This window comes from Streptomyces spiroverticillatus (genome assembly GCA_014650415.1).
GTDB lineage: Bacteria > Actinomycetota > Actinomycetes > Streptomycetales > Streptomycetaceae > Streptomyces > Streptomyces spiroverticillatus.
The window spans coordinates 1-19,302 of record BMUX01000002.1 but is presented as its reverse complement, the minus strand read 5'-3'; the positions used below and the strand labels follow the sequence as shown (position 1 = coordinate 19,302).

Sequence of the window (19,302 nt, the reverse complement as noted above, 5' to 3'; positions counted from 1 at the left end):
GCAAAGGGTGCGAGACTGGGCACTATGCCTGTACTCGACCCGAATCCCCGGAACGGCCAGAAGAAGCTGCTGGCGGTCCTCGGCGCCATGCTCCTCGTCACGGTGATCATCGCGGTCATCGCCACGATCGCCTCCCCGTGACCCGCTCCCCGGGGGCCGATGGTGGGGTTGTCCCCACCATCCCCTAGGGGGCTGGACTCAGGGTCGAGTGGGTAGTTCACCGGATGGGCCGCGCGGCCCGTACTCCGTAGGTTCTAGGTATCCACACCGGGTACCGCCCGCAGACCTCACGGAGGCGGCCATGTCGGCCCCAGCTCACAGCCCAGCCCGCACCGCGCGCCGGGCCCCCACGGGCAACCGCCTGCCGTGGTGGGCGGCGGTCCTCCCGGTGCTCTCCTTCGTCGTGCTCCTGGTCCTGATGACGGGCCCCGGGCAGGCGCACGCGTCGCCCGCCGCGCAGGACGCTCCGGGCCTCGCGTACCTGCTCGGCCTCCTCCTCGACGTACTGCCGCTCTGACCGGTCACCCGTGGTGGGGGACCGCGCCAACACCCCGGGCCCCGGCGCGCATTTCGTGCGAAGCTGGGGTGCATGAGCGTCGATACACCCCGCAGGATCGTCCTTCTCCGGCACGCCAAAGCCGACTGGCCGCAGGTGTCCGACCACGACCGGCCGCTCGCCGACCGGGGCCGCCGGGACGCGGCCACCGCAGGCCGCAAGCTTGCCGACACGGGCCTCACCTTCGACCTGGCCGTCTGCTCCACCGCCGCCAGGACCCGTGAGACCTGGAAGCTGGCCGTGCAGGAGCTGGGCCACCGCCCGAAGACCGTCTACGAGGACCGGCTGTACGAAGCCTCCACCGGCGAGATCATCACCGTCCTCAACGAGACCCCCGACGACGTCACGAACCTGCTGGTCATCGGCCACAACCCGGGCATGCACGCGGTCGCCGACGGCCTCGCCGGCCAGGCCGACCCGGACGCGCTGGCCAAGATGACCAAGGGCGGCTTCCCGACCGCGACGTACGCGGTCCTGGAATTCACCGGCACGTGGAAGTCCGTGGAACTGGGCGCGGCCAAGCTGGTCGACTACTGGGCGCCGCACGACTGATCGGTGATACGAGGGCTACGGCCCACAGGGTTACGAAGAAGGGGGCGCCGGCAGCGAATCCGCTGCCGGCGCCCCCTTCCCGTACGTCTCAGTGCGCGTGGTCGGCGTCCCCGTCCGCGGCCTCGACCTCTTCCCGCGTGATGCCCAGCAGATACAGCACGGTGTCCAGGAACGGCACGTTCACCGCGGTGTCGGCGGCCTGCCGCACGACCGGCTTCGCGTTGAACGCCACACCGAGCCCTGCCGTGTTGAGCATGTCGAGGTCGTTCGCCCCGTCCCCGATCGCCACCGTCTGATCCAGCGGCACCCCGGCCTCGGCGGCGAACCGGCGCAGCAGCCGCGCCTTCCCGGCGCGGTCCACGACCTCCCCGACGACCCGTCCCGTCAGCTTCCCGTCGACGATCTCCAACGTATTGGCCTGCGCGAAGTCGAGCGAAAGCTCTTCCTTCAGCGCGTCCGTGACCTGGGTGAACCCCCCGGAAACCACGCCCACTTGGTACCCGAGCCGCTTCAGCGTCCGTACGAGCGTCCGCGCACCCGGCGTCATCCGCACCTCGGCCCGGACCTTCTCCACGACCCCGGCGTCGAGCCCCTTCAGCAACGCCACCCGCGCATGCAACGACTGCTCGAAGTCGAGCTCCCCGCGCATCGCCTGCTCGGTGACGGCGGCAACCTCCGCCTCACACCCGGCATGCGCCGCGAACAGCTCGATCACTTCATCCTGAATGAGCGTCGAGTCGACATCCATCACCACGAGCCGCTGCGCCCGCCGGTGCAACCCCGCGGACACGACCGCGACATCCACCCCGATGCCCGCCGCCTCCAGCGCGAGCGCGGTCCTGAGCGGCTCCGTCTCCACCCCCGACACGGCGAACTCCACCGCGGTCACCGGGTACTTCGCCAACCGGAAAATACGGTCGATATTGCCGCCGGTGTCGGTGATCCTGGCCGCTATGGCGGCCGTCGACTCCGCCGTCAAGGGATGCCCGAGCACGGTGACATGCGAACGCCCGCTCCCACGCGGCCGGTTGTCACCGACACCCGAGATGATCTCGGCCTGGAGCTTCAGCGACTCGGCCCAGCTGTGCACGGTCGCCCGCAGCTCACCGGCGGCGGCGACGGTCGGCTCGGTCACGAGCACGCACAGCACGATGCGGCCACGGGTGACGACCTGCTCGATGTCGACGACGTCGACGGCATAGGCGGCGAGGGTGTCGAAGAGCCCGGCGGTGATCCCGGGCCGGTCCTTCCCGAAGATCTTGACGAGGAGGGTCGGAACATCATTATTCGGCAGTGCGCTCATGGTCCCCCCACCGTATCGGCCCCCACCGACCAAGTCCCCACCCGTCTTGACCACCGGACAGGGCCACGACGGGGGATGGTGCCCGAAGGGCATCCATCCAGGGGCGCGGGGAACTGCGCGACCAGCCACCCACAAACCGCGCGGCCGAGCGCTTTAGGTGAAGGGGCGGGGCCGGGGCGAAACCGACCACCGGTCACCCCGGTACCGGCCCACCGACCGCCCACCGGCCCACCCCACCCCGTACACGAACAGCCCCCTACTTCCGCCCCCTCCCAGGCGCCCCGGGAGGCGGAGGCCCCTCCTCCTCGGGCGGCGGAGCCGAGGAGCCCGCACCCCCTCGCCCCTTCCCCGGCGCCCCCGGAGGGACAGGCGGCCCCGGAATCCCCGTAATCGTCGGCGCCGAATGCCTCCCGTCCTTCGTCTTCCGATGCGGCACGGACCCCATCGACCCCGCCGACGGCGGCTCCGCCCCCCGCGCGGGCGGCGGCCCACTCCGGGCCGGCGGCGACCCGGCCTGGGTCGGCGGCTGCACCCCAGCCCCACCCCGAGGCGGCGGCCCGGACCGACCACCCCCGACCGGCGGCCGCGAACCGCCCCCGGCATCCCGAGCCCCCGGCGGAGCCCCCGCATCCCGAGCCCCCGGCGAAGCCCCCGCACCCCGAGGCGCAGGCGGCACCCCCGGCCCCCAAGCCTCCGCCGGAGCCCCCCGCCCCGGCTCCCCGGGGCGGGGCCGCACCCCGTCCTCCACCTCGCGCAACGGCCGCAGATAGGGATTCGCCTCGCCCTCACCCGCCCCGGAGCCCGGCCCGTACGCGGGCGACGGCCGGTACGGCCCCGGCACGTACGCCAGATCCGGATACGTCCGGTCCCCCCGCCCCCCTCCCGAAGGCGGCAACGCCAAGGGAGCCGCCCGCGACCCCTCCGCCCCCGCCACGCACGCCAGCAACGCCCCCGCCGCCCCCGCCGCAGCCCCCCACACCACACCCAGCAGCAACGCCATCGGCACGCTCCCGCTCAGCGAGAGCCCCGCCCCGACCGCGTCGAACCCCAGCACCGAGAGTGACGCGTCCGCCGACACCCCGGTCAGCCACACCAGCAACGGCAGCGCGACCCCGGTCACCGTCCCGAGCGCCACCGCGCACTGCCCGGCGTACCCGACCCGGGACAGCTCCTCCCGCGGCGTCCGCGCCGCCGCCAGCACCCCGGCGTACAGCATCATCACGATCACCGCGACAACCAGCAGCCACACCCGCCCGTCCAACTCGGCCAGCCGCCCCACCGACAACGCCCGCTCGTCGGCCCCCGACAACAGCTGATCGGCCGGCGACGGCAGCACCCCCACCAACGACCCCGTCGCCCGCCCCTCCCACGGCACGAAGAGCCCCAACGGCACCGCCAGCCACACCCCGTTCGGTGCCCCCAGCAGCGCGGCCCCCAGCACCCGCCCCGGCCGGTCGTCCCCGATCGCCGCGTACAGCGCGGCCGCGAGACCGGCGAGCACCGCCACCACCAGCACGGCCGTCAGCGCCGACGTGGCCGGCCGCAGCACCCGGTGCACCGCGTCCCAACCCCGGGGCAAAGGCGTCCTGCGCGACGCCAGCAGCGCGATGATCAGCACCCCGACCACCCACACCGCACCGGCCACCAACGATGTCCCCGTATTCACGGAGAAACCGACCGTCGCCTTTGCATCGACGAGGTCGGAGATCCGGTCCGGAAGCAGTCCGCCGAGATCACCGGGAAGCTTGTCCGCGATGCCACCAGGAAGATCATTTCCGGGAATTTTGTCGAGTCCGAGCTTCGCGCCGTCAATCGTGATGACGTCGTGACCCGCCCACGCGAGACCACCGAGCGTGACGAGGAACAACACCACCAACGACCCCGCCCGCACCGCCAGTTCACTCCCCGGAATCTCCCGCCCCGCGCGCTTCAGCGAGCGCAGGAAGAAGAATCCGAGCAGCAGGGCCCCGACCAGACCCACCCCAAGTGGCGCAATGTCGACGGCCGTTCGCGCCGCGGCGCCCTCTATCCCGAAGGCCGAGACGCTCCCGGTCGGTGTGACGGAGCCGCCCACCGCCAGGACGACGACCGCGGCCGTCATCGACCGCAACGACCCGGCGGCGTCCGCCCCGAGCAGGTGCAGTCCGAGCGCCGCGGTGCCCGCCATTCCGACCAAAGCCCAGCTCACAGCGGCAATTGAGGCGAGAAGTACGTCGCCCCAGCGCACCCCGACCCGACCGTTCCCACCCATCAGACCACCCGATCCGTACCGGTAAGTCCTCTTCGACCGGCTCCCACATGATCCGTACGCAGACGTACGCACTCATGGCCGCTTACCACTCTCCGGTGGTGTTTCTGCCGAGTCAACGGGCGCGCGACGGCTGTGCGCACCCCCTTTTCACATGGGCCGACTTTCGTATTCGAGCCCGGGCCTGAAATAGTTCCCCCCGATGTTCACCATCCCTAGACTCCCGGTGACGGGCGTAACTACGGGGGACAACTAGTGGGGCATGGAGTGCCGGAACTCGTACTGGAATTGAATGGAAGGACCTGGGCTCTCGACTCGTCCAGGTCGTACACCCTGGGGCGCGACCCGCAGGGCGACGTGGTCATAGACGACGCCAGGGTCTCCTGGCGGCACGCCACGATCAGTTGGGGCGGCCGTAGCTGGGTGATCGAAGACCACGGCAGCACCAACGGCACGTACGTGCAGGGCCAGCGCATCCACCAGATGGAGATCGGCCCCGGCTCCGCCGTGCACCTGGGCAACGCCACCGACGGCCCGCAGCTGGTCCTGTCCGGCTCCGGCGGCGGGGGAGGCGGCTCCGCACAGCAGCCGCACAGCCCGCAGGGTGCCCAGCAGGCGCCGAGCTGGCAGCAGCAGCAGCCGCCCGCCCAGCACCAGGCACCCCAGGGCCACCAGCCGCCGCAGCAGGCCGCCCGGCCGCAGCCGCAGCAGCCGAGCTGGCAGCAGCAGCCCCCGCAGGGTCACCAGCCGCCCCCGCAGCAGGGCGCCCCGCGTCCGCCGCAGGGCCAGCAGCCCTCGTACCAGCAGCACGGCCAGCAGGCCGCCGCGCAGAGCAGCCGGCCCGGCGGTGCCGCGGGGGCCCCGCCGGTCTACGGCGACCGCAGCCCGACCACGTTCCACCAGATGGCGCTCGGCCGCGTCATGCGCATCGGCCGCGCCCTGGAGAACGAGCTGGTCGTCTCCGACCTCCAGGTCTCGCGCCTGCACGCCGAGTTCCACGCGACCCCCGACGGCCGCATGGAGATCCGCGACCTCGGCTCGCACAACGGCACGTACATCAACGGTCAGCCGATGCAGAAGTCGGGCACGGCGCTGCTGGGTCCCAACGACATCGTCGGCGTCGGCCACTCCACCTTCCGCGTCGTCGGCGACCGGCTCGAGGAGTTCGTCGACACCGGTGAGGTCTCCTTCTCCGCCCGCCACCTCACGGTGACGGTCGACGGCGGCAAGGACATCCTCAAGGACGTCTCCTTCGGCGTCCCCGAGAAGTCCCTCATCGCGGTCATCGGCCCCTCCGGCTCCGGAAAGTCGACCCTCCTCAAGGCGCTGACCGGCTACCGGCCCGCCAACAAGGGCGACGTCCTCTACGACAACCGGAACCTCTACAAGCAGTTCGCCGAGCTGCGTCAGCGCATCGGTCTGGTCCCGCAGGACGACATCCTGCACAAGGAACTGACCGTCAAGAAGGCCCTCAAGTACGCCGCCAAGCTGCGCTTCCCCGCGGACACCTCCGAGGCGGAGCGCCAGCAGCGGATCGACGAGGTCCTCGGCGAGCTCAAGCTGGACATCCACAAGGAGAAGAAGGTCACCTCCCTCTCCGGCGGCCAGCGCAAGCGCGTCTCGGTCGCCCTGGAGCTGCTGACCAAGCCCTCCCTGATCTTCCTCGACGAGCCGACCTCGGGCCTCGACCCGGGCATGGACCGCGACGTCATGCAGCTGCTGCGCGGCCTCGCCGACGACGGCCGCACGGTCCTCGTCGTGACCCACTCGGTCGCCGAGCTCGCCATCTGCGACAAGCTCCTGGTGATGGCCCCCGGCGGCTCCGTGGCCTACTTCGGCCCGCCCGAGGAGGCCCTGAACTTCTTCGGCTACAGCACCTGGGCCGATGTGTTCTCCGCCTTCGAGAACTACCGCGACTACGACTGGGCGGGCCGCTGGCGCGGTTCGCAGCACTACCAGATGTACGCAGCGGACATCGACGCGGTCGCCGCGACGCCCGTACACATGCCGCCGCCGCAGCAGATGCGCCCGCCGAAGCCGCAGGGCTGGTTCTCCCAGCTCTCCACCCTGGTCAGGCGGTACGCGTCCGTCATCGCCTCCGACAAGGGCTTCATGGCGCTGATGCTGATCCTGCCCGCCGTCCTCGGCGTGGTCAGCCTCCTCATCCAGCCCGGCGAGGACATGCTGCCCAACAAACCGCGCGCCAACGGCAGCATCGCCCCCAACGGCACCGCGACCACGGTCCTGCTGATCCTCTCGGTCGGCGCCTGCTTCGCCGGTGCCGCCAACTCCGTACGAGAACTGATCAAGGAACGGGTCATCTACGAGCGCGAGCGGGCCACCGGCCTCTCCCGCTCCGCGTACCTGATGTCCAAGGTCATCGTGCTCGGCCTGATCACCGCCTTCCAGGGCGTGATCGTCGGCCTCATCGGCTTCACGCAGCGCGAGATCCCCAAGGAGGGCCTGATCCTCAAGGGCCTCCCGCTCCTCGAACTGTGCCTGCCGATCATGGCGCTCGGCTTCACCTCGATGATGTTCGGTCTGATCATCTCGGCGCTGGTGAAGACCTCCGAGAAGACGATGCCGCTGCTGGTGATGTTCGCGATCGTCCAGGTCGTCTTCACCGGCTGCCTGTTCATCCTGAACGGCGGCTTCGCCAACTACCTGTCGTACGTCATGCCGTCCCGCTGGGCGGTCGCCGCGGCCGGCACCACGCTCGACTTCAACAAGGTCAGCCCCAACCTCGACGACCCCGGCAACCCGGACCCGCTCTGGGACCACGAGGTCCTGCAGTGGTTCATCAACATGGGCGCACTGCTGGCGATCGGCGCCTTCTGCGGCATCCTCGTGGCGCGCTTCCTGCGCCGCCACGAGCCCGAGGTCATGCGCAAGTGACCTGGTAGCAGTACGAGGAAGGGCGGCCCCCGGAGTGATCCGGGAGCCGCCCTTCCTGCGTGTGCGGGGGTGCTCAGTAGGCGCCGTTGACGTTGTCGATCGAGCCGTACTTGGCGGCGGCGTAGTTGGCCGCGGCCGTGATGTTGGAGACCGGGTTGTAGATGTCGTGCGGGGTGCCCGGCACGTGGTACGCGTTGAACGTCGGCTGGATGACCTGGAGCAGGCCGATCGACGGCGTGCCGTTCTGCGCGTTGACGTCCCAGCCGTTCATGGCCCGGGGGTTGCCGGTCGACTCGCGCATGATGTTGCGGTGCAGCCCGTCGTACGAACCGGGGATGCCCCGCGTCTTCATGACGTCCAGCGCCTCCCGGATCCAGCCGTCCAGGTTGTTCGCGTACACCGGCTTGCGGGCGGCGGCACGGCTGGCCGCCTCCTTCTCCTCGGCGCGCTTCTTCGCCTGGGCGTCCGCCTTGGCCTTCGCGTCCGCCTTGGCCTTCGCCTCGGCGGCGGCCTTCTCCTTGGCGGCCTGGTCCTTGACCCGCTTGTCGGCAGCGGCGTGCTGCTCGACGACCTTCGCCTGCATGGCACCGGTGCCCTCGGGGGCGACCATCGCGACCGCGGCCATGTCCTGCGTCCCGGCCTCGGCCTCGGCGGAACCGGTGCCGGGCAGGAGGGTCAGGGCGAGGGAGGCGGCGCCGAGAGCGGCGACACCGGCGATCGAGACCCGATGGGTCTTCGTCAGGCGACTATGGCCAGGGGCGGAGGACATGCAGACGTACCTCTCGAAGGGGACGGGGACTGCCGCGGACTCCGCGACGGCTGCAATTCTTAGCGCCCGCAAAATCCCCGCGCAAAGACCCCACATACGAACCCCGATAGTGGACACGTCCCCCCGCAGGACCGTCCCGGACCCGTACCGCCCCCGCTCACACGCCCTTTATCCCTCCACTACGCCCCTTCGTAAGTGACCTGCGTCCTATGCCCGGCCTCACATCAACCACGTAACAACTTCACCACCCGTAACCATCGCGAACGTTTCCGTCACGCCTCGTTCGTCGTCCGGTCCCCCGTGCCCGCCCGTCCCGCTCCCGGCCCCCCCCCGCACCCGACACCACCGCCCACCCCACCCCCGTACCCCCGAAGACCTAGTCCCTACGACCTCCCCCTCTCACCCCCACGCCCGATACACCCCCACACCCCCACCGGTACGGTGACGGACATGACCCCCGGCCGCCCCCACCTGCCCCCCGGCGGCCTCGCCGCCGTCAGCTCCGCCCTCCTCGCGATGAGCCGCCACCTCGAAGTCCGCGATGTCCTCAAGACGATCGTGGCCTCCGCCCGCGACCTCCTGGACGCCGAGTACGCCGCCCTCGGCGTCCCCGACGACCACGGCGGCTTCGCCCAGTTCGTCGTCGACGGCGTCAGCGACGAACAGTGGAAGGCCATCGGCCCGCTGCCCCGCCAGCACGGCATCCTCGCCGCGATGCTGCACGGCAACGAGACCGAGCGGCTCGCCGACGTCCGCAAGGACCCCCGCTTCGAGGGCTGGCCGGACGCCCACCCCGACATGTCCGACTTCCTGGGGCTGCCCATCCGCGACGGCGACGAGGTCATCGGCGCCCTCTTCCTCGCCAACAAGCGCTGCCCCAAGGTCGACGGCGGCTGCGGCTTCACCCCCGCCGACGAGGAACTCCTCACGCTCCTCGCCCAGCACGCCGCGATCGCCCTCACCAACGCCCGCCTCTACGAGCGCAGCCGCGAGCTGACCATCGCCGAGGAACGCTCCCGCCTCGCCCACGAACTCCACGACGCGGTCAGCCAGAAGCTCTTCTCCCTGCGCCTGACCGCCCAGGCCGCCACCGCCCTCGTCGACCGCGATCCCGCCCGCGCCAAGGACGAGCTGCACCAGGTCGCCGCCCTCGCCGCCGAGGCCGCCGACGAGCTGCGCGCCGCCGTCGTCGAACTGCGCCCGGCGGGCCTCGACGAGGACGGCCTGGTCGCCACCCTCCGCAACCAGGTCCAGGTCATGGACCGCGCCCACACCGCCCACGTCGTCTTCGACAGCTGCGGCGTACGCGCCCTGCCCGCCGCCCAGGAGGAGGCCATGCTCCGCGTCGCCCAGGAGGCCCTGCACAACGCCCTGCGCCACTCCGGCGCCGCCCGCGTGGACGTCGTACTCGAAAAGCCCCGGGACGACCGCGCCCGCCTCACCGTCACCGACGACGGCTGCGGCTTCGACCCCGCCGGAGTCCGCCGGGCCGGCCGCCACCTCGGCCTCGTCTCCATGCGCGACCGCGCGAGCGGCGTCGGCGGCACCCTGACCGTGCACTCGGAGCCCGGCAAGGGCACCACGATCACCCTGGAGGTCCCCGGTGCCTGAACCCGGTCGCAGCACCCCGTCCGCTTCCTCGGGGAAGACTTCCTCGGGGAAGACCAAGATCCGCGTCCTCCTCGTCGACGACCACCAGGTCGTACGCCGCGGCCTGCGCACCTTCCTGGAGATCCAGGACGACATAGAGGTCGTCGGCGAGGCCGGGGACGGCGCCGAGGGCGTCGCCCAGGCCGAGTCCCTGCGCCCCGACGTCGTCCTGATGGACATCAAGATGCCCGGCACCGACGGCATCGAGGCCCTGCGCCGGCTGCGCGAGCTCGCCAACCCCGCCAAGGTCCTGATCGTCACCAGCTTCACCGAGCAGCGCACCGTCGTCCCCGCCCTGCGCGCAGGGGCCTCCGGTTACGTCTACAAGGACGTCGACCCGGACGCCCTCGCCGGAGCCATCCGCTCCGTGCACGCCGGACACGTCCTCCTCCAGCCCGAGGTGGCCGGCGCCCTCCTCGCCCAGGACGACCCGCACAACGGCCAGGGCCGCAGCACCTCCCTCACCGAACGCGAACGCGAGGTCCTCGCCCTCATCGCCGACGGCCGCTCCAACCGCGAGATCGCCCGCGCCCTCGTCCTCTCCGAGAAGACCGTCAAGACCCACGTCTCGAACATCCTGATGAAACTCGACCTCGCCGACCGCACCCAGGCCGCGCTCTACGCGGTCAGGCACGGTCTGACCGACTGACCGAGGGTCTTCCGGACCGTCGCCCTCCGGTACGAGATTCATACCGTCGGGTGTAAGTCATCCATACGGCGCAACCTCGTCGGCGGCAGGGCGTTCTCCAGGGCGTGCTGCGGCGGCTGGCCGCAGCCACCGCGAGGAGGAACCGAAGTGAAGAACCTGAAGAAGGCCGCTGCCGTCACCCTGGTCGCCGGCGGGCTCATCGCCGCTGGTGCGGGTGCCGCCTCCGCGACCGACACGGGTCACGGCCACGGCCATGGCCACGGCGGGTCCGTCGCCGAGGGCAAGGCCGTCCAGTCCCCGGGCGTCGGCTCGGGCAACCTGGTCCAGGTCCCCGTCGACGTTCCGGTGAACGTGGTCGGCAACACCGTGACCGTCATCGGCGGTCTCAACCCGGCGTTCGGGAACCTCGGCGTCAACCACTGACCGACCGGGTCCTCGCCAGAGACCCGTCGCGCAGCGGAAAACGGCCCCCGGCACACACCCGGGGGCCGTTCCACGCCCGGCCCGCGGCGTCAGCCCGCAGGCCCCGCATTGCTTCGAACGTGCGCACCTTTGTCCGGGGCCGTGTCGTTCCGCGGACCGACGCGTTCTCCAACCTGTGATCCCGAGGTTGGGGTCGCCCCGTAAACAGCAGAAGGAATACCTTTCATGAACACTGCCAAGAAGGCCGCCGTGGTCCTCGCCGTCGCCGGTATCGCCGCGGGCGCCTCCGCCGGTGCCGCATTCGCCGACGCCGACGCCAACGGCAAGGCCGAGCGCTCCCCGGGCGTCGGCTCGGGCAACCAGGTCCAGGTCCCCGTGCACGTCCCGGTGAACGCCGTGGGCAACACGGTCAACGTCATCGGCCTGCTGAACCCCGCGTTCGGCAACGACGGCGTCAACTCCTGACGTCAGTACGCTCCGAGAGCCCCGCGGTCCTGACCGCGGGGCTCTCGCCGTTTCCGCTGCGCCGCCCGGAGGCGCACCCCGGCAGCGGGGCGGGACAAGCGGCACCCGAGCGCTCCGCCCCACTCGGGCCCCGCAGCCTCCTGCTGCGGGGCTCCCCCTCTTCCGGGCCCCCTACCCCTGCTCCACCACCGCCCCGTACGCCGCCACCGTCGCCCGCCGCGCCACCCGCTCCACCGGCCGCAGTGCCTCCCCCCGCGCCCACATCTCCGACGCGCTCACCGCACCCCCGTGCCCGTTGCCGTACGCCAGCGAAACGATCAGCCCCACCCGCCGCGCCATCTCCAGCACGCGGACCGCCCGCGCCGGATACCCGGGTGCCAGCACCTCCGTCGAAGCCTCCGCCCGCGCCCGGTACGCATCGAGTGCCGCCTCCGCCACCGGCCCCGACCCCGCCACGTCCAGCTTCGCCAGCACCGCCGTCGCGTCCCTGAGCGCCTCCGCCAGCTCCCGCTCCGCCTCTCCGAGCGACGGCACATCGGCCGGCGGCGCATCCCGTACCGCGGAACACACCCAGGTCACCTCGGTCCGCACGTCCCCCCGCGGCCCGATCTCCTCGATCTCCGGTACGAGTCCCAGTGCCGCCCCCGTGCAGACCACCGCCTCCTCGGCCTCCAGCGCCCGCGCGTTGAACTCCGGCGGCCCGCTCAGCCCCAGCGGATGCCCCGGCGCGGGCAGCGCGACCCGGAAGCCGGTCGCCCCGAGCGCCCGCAGCCTCCCGAGCGCCAGCGTGAGCCCGACCGGCCCGTCCTCACCCGGCACGCCGGTCACCCGGTGCACCGCATCGGCCCCGACAATCGCCGTCGCCGCGTCATCCGGCGAGACAAAACCCCCCAACAGGGCATTTCCCCAAGCCGCCAGCATTCCTGAACGTGGTTCCGTGAGCATGCGTCCCAGCCTAGATTCCGGGCCGCACCCATCCCAAGGGCCGGACTGTCCGAGTGGTGGCGTAGGTTTTCCTTGGGCGCTGTGCCCACAGGCACACGCGACATTTCGATACTGCATGGGGAGACAACGCGCTCATGAGCGATGTACTGGAGCTGGTGGACGTATCCGTGGTCCGCGACGGACGGGCTCTGGTGGACGACGTCTCCTGGTCGGTGAAGGAAGGCGAACGCTGGGTCATCCTCGGCCCCAACGGCGCCGGCAAGACCACGCTGCTGAACATCGCCTCCAGCTACCTCTTCCCCTCCTCCGGCTCCGCCGCCATCCTCGGCGAGACCCTCGGCAAGGTGGACGTCTTCGACCTCCGCCCCCGCATCGGCGTGGCCGGCATCGCCATGGCCGAGAAGATGCCCAAGCGGCAGACCGTCCTGGAGACCGTCCTCACCGCCGCCTACGGCATGACCGCCACCTGGCACGAGGACTACGACGAGGTCGACGAGCAGCGCGCCCGCGCCTTCCTCGACCGCCTCGGCATGAGCGAGTACCTGGACCGCAAGTTCGGCACCCTCTCCGAGGGCGAGCGCAAGCGCACCCTGATCGCCCGCGCCATGATGACCGACCCCGAGCTCCTCCTCCTCGACGAGCCCGCCGCCGGCCTCGACCTCGGCGGCCGCGAGGACCTGGTCCGCCGCCTGGGCCGCCTCGCCCGCGACCCGTACGCCCCCTCGATGATCATGGTCACGCACCACGTCGAGGAGATCCCGCCGGGCTTCACCCACGTCCTCATGATCCGCCAGGGCAAGGTCCTCGCGGCCGGCCCCGTCGAGACCGAGCTGACCTCCCGCAACCTCTCCCTCTGCTTCGGCCTGCCGCTCGTCGTCGAGCACCGCGGCGACCGCTACACCGCGCAGGGCCTCCCGATGGGCTAAGTCCTGCCGTACGTACCGCACTTGAGCCGGTACGTGAATCCCGTGCGCCCTGTCCGCGCCGACCACCCGCCCCTACCATGACCGTTGTGAACATGGACGCATGGCTCTGGTGGCTGATCGGCGCGGCGGTGCTCGGCATCGCCCTCGTCGTCACGACGATGCCCGAACTGGGAATGCTGGCGGTCGGCGCACTCGCGGGCGCACTCACCTCGTACCTGGGCGGCGGACTCGTCACCCAGGTACTCGTGTTCGCGGCGGTGTCGGTCGTCCTGATCGTGGTGGTACGCCCCATAGCCGCCCGGCACCGAAGTCAGCGCCCCCAACTGGCCAGCGGCGTGGACGCGTTGAGGGGGCGTCAGGCCGTCGTCGTGGAGCGCGTCGACAGCGGCGAGGGCGGCCGCATCAAACTCGCCGGCGAGATCTGGTCGGCCCGCGCCCTGGACGCCGGACAGACCTTCGAGCCCGGCCAGCAGGTCGACGTCGTGGAGATCGACGGAGCCACGGCCGTGGTCATGTGAGCGTCCGTGAGGTAGACGGAACACCCTGCACGGCGTACGACCATCTGGAAAACTCGATCATCACCGCGGCACCGGCCCACCGGTTTGGCCGCGCAGCGTCGAGCAACACGAAGGGCACGGGGAAGCGATGTCATCGATCATCATCGTCCTGATCATTCTGGTGGTGCTGGTCTTCATCGCCCTGATCAAGACGATCCAGGTCATCCCACAGGCCAGCGCCGCCATCGTCGAGCGCTTCGGCCGCTACACGCGCACGCTCAACGCGGGCCTCAACATCGTCGTCCCGTTCATCGACTCGATCCGCAACCGGATCGACCTCCGCGAACAGGTCGTCCCGTTCCCGCCCCAGCCGGTGATCACCCAGGACAACCTGGTCGTCAACATCGACACCGTCATCTACTACCAGGTGACCGACGCCCGAGCCGCCACCTACGAGGTCGCCAGCTACATCCAGGCCATCGAGCAGCTCACCGTCACCACGCTCCGCAACATCATCGGCGGCATGGACCTGGAGCGGACCCTGACCTCGCGCGAGGAGATCAACGCGGCCCTGCGCGGCGTCCTCGACGAGGCCACCGGCAAGTGGGGCATCCGCGTCAACCGCGTCGAGCTCAAGGCGATCGAGCCGCCGACCTCCATCCAGGACTCGATGGAGAAGCAGATGCGCGCCGACCGCGACAAGCGCGCCGCGATCCTCACCGCCGAGGGCATCCGGCAGTCCCAGATCCTCACCGCCGAGGGCGAGAAGCAGTCCGCGATCCTCCGCGCCGAAGGTGAGGCCAAGGCCGCCGCCCTGCGCGCGGAGGGCGAGGCCCAGGCCATCCGTACGGTCTTCGAATCCATCCACGCGGGCGACGCCGACCAGAAGCTCCTCGCCTACCAGTACCTCCAGATGCTCCCGAAGATCGCCGAGGGCGACGCCAACAAGCTCTGGATCGTCCCCAGCGAAATCGGCGACGCGCTCAAGGGCCTCTCCGGAGCGATGGGCAACTTCGGCCCCCTTGGCGGGAATTCGGGCGGTTCCGGCGGCGGCAAGGAGCGCCGCGAACAGCCCCCCATCGACTGATCCGCCACCCCTCTCGTGCATGATCGCTGCACACGGCAGCGATCATCAGCACTCAGCACGAGGGGTACGAACCGCATGACGATCTGGGAGATGCTCGCCGTCTTCGCCGCAGGCATCGGCGCGGGCACCATCAACACCATCGTCGGCTCCGGCACCCTGATCACCTTCCCGGTGCTCCTCGCCACCGGCCTGCCGCCCGTCGTCGCGAACGTCTCCAACACCCTCGGCCTGGTCCCCGGCTCCATCAGCGGCGCCATCGGCTACCGCAAGGAACTGCGCGGCCAGCGCTCCCGCGTCCTCCGCCTCGGCCTCACCGCCCTGGTCGGCGGCCTGATCGGCGCGATCCTCCTCCTCGCCCTCCCCTCCTCCGCCTTCGACACGATCGTCCCGGTCCTGATCGGCCTGGCCCTGATCCTGGTCGTGCTCCAGCCCAAGCTCGCAGCCGCCCTCAAGCGCCGCCGCGAACAGAACGGCGAGCCCGCATCCGGCCCCCACCCCGACGGCGGCCCGGCCCTCCTGATCGGCCTCCTCCTCGCCAGCGCGTACGGCGGCTACTTCGGCGCCGCCCAGGGAGTCCTCTACCTCTCCCTCATGGGCCTCCTCCTCAACGACAGCCTCCAGCGCATCAACGGCGTCAAGAACATCCTGGGCGCCGTCGTCAACGGAGTCGCCGCCGTCTTCTTCCTCTTCGTCGCCGAATTCGACTGGACCGCCGTCCTCCTCATCGCCGTCGGCTCCGCCCTCGGCGGCCAGATCGGCGCCAAGGTCGGCCGCCGCCTGCCCCCGACGGTCCTGCGCGGCGTCATCGTCGCCGTCGGCATCGTCGCGATCATCCAGCTCCTGCTGGCCTGACACCCGGTCCCGTACGCGAAGAAGCCCGTACGCGAAGAAGCCCGCCTCCACCACGAGACGGGCTCCCTCTTCCTGCGACCGCACTCCTACGCGGCGGAATCCGCCAGCCAGTCCGGCAGCGAGTCCCACTCCGCCCCCCTCAGCGACAGCAGCATCGCATCGGCAGGCGTCGGGACGAACGGCTCGAACAGCAACGGCATCCCCGCCTTCTCCGGCGTACGGTCCGCCTTGCGGTGATTGTCCTCGGCGCACGAAGCCACCGTGTTCAACCAGGTGTCACCACCACCGCGCGACCGCGGCACCACGTGGTCCACGGTCGTCGCCCGCTTCCCGCAGTACGCGCACCTGTGTTGGTCCCGTATCAACACACCCCGCCTCGACCACGGAGCTTGTCTTCGGAACGGCACACGTACGTACCGGCTCAGCCGGATCACCATCGGCACCGGAAGATCGACAGCGGCGGCGCGCATACGCAGCCCGGGATGCGACTTCTCGACCACGGCCTTGTCCGTCAGGACAAGCACCACCGCACGGTTCAAAGTCACCGTCGACAGTGGCTCGAAGCTCGCGTTCAAAACCAGCGTGTCACGCATCCCGCCCACCCTCCGTGTGCCGGCCCACCCCGTGGCGGGCTTGGATCAACTCTGGCGGGACGCGCTCCAATGGACAACGGATTAACGGCGTCCCCGGCGGAGGGCTCGCACACCCCCCAAACAAAAACTGCCCGTTCCCGATCTCTTTCAAGACCGGGAACGGGCAAATACCCCGTGAATCTTTCGGACCGCGACTCAGCCCTCGGCAGGAGCCTCGTACTCCGCCACGAGCTGCGCCCGCCCGAGCGTGTGGAACCGCAGGTTGAAGCCCACAGCAGCAGGCGGAGTGTCCGGGCCGACACCCAGTGCGGCGAGGCTCTCCACATCCACCGCGTACACGGTGAACACGTACCGGTGACGCTCGCCCGCCGGGGGAGCGGCCCCGCCGAAGTCCTTCGACCCGTAGTCATTACGAGCCTGTACGGCACCCTCCGGCAGCCCCTCGAACTTCCCCGAACCCGCACCGGCCACCAGCTCGGTCACGGACGCCGGAAGGTCGAAGACCGTCCAGTGCCAGAACCCGCTGCCGGTCGGTGCGTCCGGGTCGAAGCACGTCACCGCGAAGCTCTTCGTCTCCGCGGGGAACCCCTCCCAGCGCAGCTGCGGCGAGGTGTTCCCGACCGCGTACACCTGGGCGTCCTTCAGATCCGCACCCTCCGCGACGTCGTCGCTCACCACACGGAACGAAGCCACCGGCGGATGGAAGTCGTGCGGCAGCGGCGCCCTCTTGCCCTCGGTCACGTCAACACCTTCCTACTTGGCCCAACACTCACCTGGAACGCTTCCGACCCTAGAGCCAGTTGCGCTGTCCACCGACCTCGGCCAGCCACTGGTTGAGGTACGCCGCCCAGTCCGTCCCCTGGAAGTCGTGCAGCCCGACCTGGAACGCCCGGTAGGAGTCGCTGCTCTCGCTGAACATGCCGCCCTTGCGGTCCATCTCCAGGATCACGTCCATCTCCCGGTCGTCCGCGACGAACGTCAGCTCGACCTGGTTGAGTCCCCGGTACTGCTGCGGCGGGAAGAACTCGATCTCCTGGTAGAACGGCAGCCGCTGCCGCGTCCCCCGGATGTGCCCCCGCTCCATGTCCGCACTCTTGAACCGGAATCCCAGCTGGATGAAGGCGTCCAGAATCGCCTGCTGCGCCGGCAGCGGGTGCACGTTGATGGGGTCCAGGTCACCGGAGTCCACCGCCCGCGCGATCTCCAGCTCCGTCGTCACCCCGATGTTCATCCCGCGCAGCTGCTGCCCGGCGATGCTGGTGACCGGCGTCTCCCACGGAATGTCCAGCCCGAACGGCACCACGTGCACCGCCCCGGCCTGCACCTCGAAGGCCCCGCCGAGCTTCACCTTGGTGAACTCGATGTCCTGCTTGACCTCCTGGTCGCCGCCCTCCACCTCGACGCGCGCCTGGAGCCCGACGGACAGCCCCTCGATCTGCTGGTTCACGGACCCGCCCTGGATCCGCACCTCGCCCTGCACCACTCCACCCGGTACGACGTTCGCCTCGGTGAGCTCCGTCTCCACGGACGCCCCACCCGCACCCAGGCTCGCCAGCAGCTTCTTGAATCCCATGCTCTCCCCTTAACTCTTCCGGCCTTGACCAGTACAAACGCTCGACACAGGCGCCCGGTTCCGCGCCTACCCGCACAACGAGTGGGGGCAACCCGGGTTCCACTACCCTCGGCAGGCATGATCGCGCCGAAACCGGACCGTACGCCGCTCGCCCGCCCGTTCTTCGACCGCCCCGTCCTGGACGTCGCCCCGGACCTCCTCGGCCGCACCCTGGTACGCCGTACCCCCGAAGGCCCGATCGAACTGCGCATCACCGAGGTGGAGGCGTACGACGGCGAACGCGACCCGGGCTCGCACGCCTACCGGGGCCGCACGGCCCGCAACGCCTCGATGTTCGGCCCACCCGGCCATGCGTACGTCTACTTCATCTACGGCATGTGGTTCAGCCTCAACCTGGTGTGCGGCCCCGAGGACAAGGCCAGCGGTGTCCTCCTCCGCGCCGGCGAGATCACCAAGGGCGCCGACCTCGTCCGCAAACGGCGACTTTCAGCCCGAAACGACAACGAACTGGCCAAAGGCCCCGCCCGCCTGGCCACCGCCCTCGACATCACCCGTGCCCTCGACGGCACCGACCTCTGCACGGACCCGGAATCCCCCCTCTCCGTGCTGAACGGCACCCCGACCCCGCCTGACCAGCGGGAGAACGGCCCCCGCACAGGAGTAGGAGGAGAAGGAGCAGTCCACCCCTGGCGCTTCTGGATCTCCGGCGACCGCACCGTCAGCCCCTACCGGGCACACAAGCCACGCCGCCGGGCAACTTGACTCGACCCCGTCACACGCCTAACGTAGCCCGAGCCGCTTGAAACGGGCACTGCTGTCGGAACGGTCCATCGGACCCGACCAAGCAGCCCCGGAGCGGCCAACCACTACTACGACTTCCCCTAACGGGTTCGAATTTCGGCATGCCCGAATTCCGACCTCAGCGGCCCGATTATGAGCCGCCAGGAAAAGCCGCTAAAGTAGTGAACACGCCGAAAGGCAAAGGCCCTCCAACGGCCACCGGAAACAAAATCCAAACCGGAAACGGCGCGGAAATGATCTGGTAAGGTTGGAAACACACCGAACGAAAACGTCCGGAGGAAAGCCCGCGAGGGTGAGTACGAAGGAAGCGTCCGTTCCTTGAGAACTCAACAGCGTGCCAAAAGTCAACGCCAAATATGTTGATACCCCGACTTGCTTCGGCAAGTTGAGGTTCCTTTGGAAAGACCTGCACGGCCCTTCGGGGTGCGGGCAGGCAACACTAGCGAGGACGCAGGAACACACCGTCTTATTCCGATGGTGGCTGTTCCGCTCTTCCGATGTGTGGACCCGATTACGGG

General features: G+C 70.1%; 20 protein-coding genes. 13 read left to right on the top strand and 7 right to left on the bottom strand.

What is annotated here, in order from left to right:
* Positions 1–24: 24 nt before the first annotated feature.
* The 3 genes from IE269_RS42965 to IE269_RS04445 all read left to right on the top strand — a co-directional run bounded on the left by IE269_RS42965 (position 25) and on the right by IE269_RS04445 (position 1,108).
* Complete coding sequence (locus IE269_RS42965; RefSeq protein WP_268253607.1) at positions 25–141, top strand: SGM_5486 family transporter-associated protein; 117 nt, start codon at positions 25–27, stop codon at positions 139–141.
* Positions 142–301: 160 nt separating this feature from the next.
* Positions 302–517, top strand: coding sequence for a hypothetical protein (locus tag IE269_RS04450; protein WP_189821415.1), 216 nt, complete (start codon positions 302–304; stop codon positions 515–517).
* A gap of 72 nt (positions 518–589) precedes the next feature.
* Entirely contained in the window at positions 590–1,108 is a 519-nt protein-coding gene (locus tag IE269_RS04445; RefSeq protein WP_189821414.1) for a SixA phosphatase family protein, read from the top strand.
* Between the two features lie 88 nt (positions 1,109–1,196).
* Here the strand turns inward: IE269_RS04445 and serB are convergent, their stop codons facing one another.
* Both serB and IE269_RS04435 read right to left on the bottom strand, forming a co-directional pair.
* A complete protein-coding gene (gene serB, locus IE269_RS04440; RefSeq protein ID WP_189821413.1) occupies positions 1,197–2,411 on the bottom strand; it encodes a phosphoserine phosphatase SerB in 1,215 nt (404 codons plus the stop codon).
* Positions 2,412–2,667: 256 nt separating this feature from the next.
* On the bottom strand, positions 2,668–4,662 hold the full coding sequence (locus IE269_RS04435) for a streptophobe family protein (protein WP_189821412.1): 1,995 nt from the start codon (positions 4,660–4,662) through the stop codon (positions 2,668–2,670).
* A gap of 264 nt (positions 4,663–4,926) precedes the next feature.
* On the opposite strand from IE269_RS04435, the gene IE269_RS04430 reads away from it, so the two are divergent.
* On the top strand, positions 4,927–7,554 hold the full coding sequence (locus tag IE269_RS04430) for an ABC transporter ATP-binding protein/permease (RefSeq protein WP_189821411.1): 2,628 nt from the start codon (positions 4,927–4,929) through the stop codon (positions 7,552–7,554).
* 73 nt (positions 7,555–7,627) lie between these two features.
* Here IE269_RS04430 and IE269_RS04425 read toward each other — a convergent pair whose 3' ends face one another.
* Entirely contained in the window at positions 7,628–8,323 is a 696-nt protein-coding gene (locus IE269_RS04425; RefSeq protein ID WP_189821410.1) for a transglycosylase SLT domain-containing protein, read from the bottom strand.
* Positions 8,324–8,773: 450 nt separating this feature from the next.
* Here IE269_RS04425 and IE269_RS04420 point away from each other — a divergent pair, with 450 nt between their 5' ends.
* The 4 genes from IE269_RS04420 to IE269_RS04405 all read left to right on the top strand — a co-directional run bounded on the left by IE269_RS04420 (position 8,774) and on the right by IE269_RS04405 (position 11,510).
* Positions 8,774–9,934, top strand: a complete 1,161-nt coding sequence (locus IE269_RS04420; RefSeq protein WP_189821409.1) for a GAF domain-containing sensor histidine kinase — start codon at positions 8,774–8,776, stop codon at positions 9,932–9,934.
* Positions 9,935–9,992: 58 nt separating this feature from the next.
* On the top strand, positions 9,993–10,622 hold the full coding sequence (locus IE269_RS04415) for a response regulator (protein ID WP_189822033.1): 630 nt from the start codon (positions 9,993–9,995) through the stop codon (positions 10,620–10,622).
* A gap of 147 nt (positions 10,623–10,769) precedes the next feature.
* Entirely contained in the window at positions 10,770–11,045 is a 276-nt protein-coding gene (locus tag IE269_RS04410) for a chaplin family protein (RefSeq protein ID WP_189821408.1), read from the top strand.
* Positions 11,046–11,270: 225 nt separating this feature from the next.
* Positions 11,271–11,510, top strand: coding sequence for a chaplin (locus IE269_RS04405; RefSeq protein ID WP_189821407.1), 240 nt, complete (start codon positions 11,271–11,273; stop codon positions 11,508–11,510).
* A gap of 171 nt (positions 11,511–11,681) precedes the next feature.
* Here IE269_RS04405 and IE269_RS04400 read toward each other — a convergent pair whose 3' ends face one another.
* On the bottom strand, positions 11,682–12,455 hold the full coding sequence (locus tag IE269_RS04400; RefSeq protein ID WP_189821406.1) for a hypothetical protein: 774 nt from the start codon (positions 12,453–12,455) through the stop codon (positions 11,682–11,684).
* A gap of 134 nt (positions 12,456–12,589) precedes the next feature.
* Between IE269_RS04400 and IE269_RS04395 the strand changes: the two genes are divergently transcribed.
* The 4 genes from IE269_RS04395 to IE269_RS04380 all read left to right on the top strand — a co-directional run bounded on the left by IE269_RS04395 (position 12,590) and on the right by IE269_RS04380 (position 15,817).
* Positions 12,590–13,381: an ABC transporter ATP-binding protein gene (locus IE269_RS04395; protein WP_189821405.1), complete on the top strand. Its 792-nt coding sequence runs from the start codon at positions 12,590–12,592 to the stop codon at positions 13,379–13,381.
* A 77-nt stretch (positions 13,382–13,458) separates the two neighbouring features.
* Complete coding sequence (locus tag IE269_RS04390; protein WP_189821404.1) at positions 13,459–13,899, top strand: NfeD family protein; 441 nt, start codon at positions 13,459–13,461, stop codon at positions 13,897–13,899.
* Positions 13,900–14,026: 127 nt separating this feature from the next.
* Positions 14,027–14,965, top strand: a complete 939-nt coding sequence (locus tag IE269_RS04385; protein WP_189821403.1) for an SPFH domain-containing protein — start codon at positions 14,027–14,029, stop codon at positions 14,963–14,965.
* Between the two features lie 75 nt (positions 14,966–15,040).
* Positions 15,041–15,817: a sulfite exporter TauE/SafE family protein gene (locus IE269_RS04380; protein WP_189821402.1), complete on the top strand. Its 777-nt coding sequence runs from the start codon at positions 15,041–15,043 to the stop codon at positions 15,815–15,817.
* An 86-nt stretch (positions 15,818–15,903) separates the two neighbouring features.
* Here the strand turns inward: IE269_RS04380 and IE269_RS04375 are convergent, their stop codons facing one another.
* From IE269_RS04375 to IE269_RS04365, 3 genes are all read right to left on the bottom strand, one after another.
* Complete coding sequence (locus IE269_RS04375) at positions 15,904–16,410, bottom strand: HNH endonuclease (RefSeq protein ID WP_189821401.1); 507 nt, start codon at positions 16,408–16,410, stop codon at positions 15,904–15,906.
* Between the two features lie 195 nt (positions 16,411–16,605).
* Complete coding sequence (locus tag IE269_RS04370) at positions 16,606–17,151, bottom strand: YbhB/YbcL family Raf kinase inhibitor-like protein (protein ID WP_189821400.1); 546 nt, start codon at positions 17,149–17,151, stop codon at positions 16,606–16,608.
* Positions 17,152–17,200: 49 nt separating this feature from the next.
* Positions 17,201–17,983: a sporulation protein gene (locus tag IE269_RS04365; RefSeq protein ID WP_189821399.1), complete on the bottom strand. Its 783-nt coding sequence runs from the start codon at positions 17,981–17,983 to the stop codon at positions 17,201–17,203.
* A 117-nt stretch (positions 17,984–18,100) separates the two neighbouring features.
* Between IE269_RS04365 and IE269_RS04360 the strand changes: the two genes are divergently transcribed.
* Positions 18,101–18,745, top strand: a complete 645-nt coding sequence (locus IE269_RS04360) for a DNA-3-methyladenine glycosylase (RefSeq protein ID WP_189821398.1) — start codon at positions 18,101–18,103, stop codon at positions 18,743–18,745.
* Positions 18,746–19,302 lie beyond the last annotated feature (557 nt).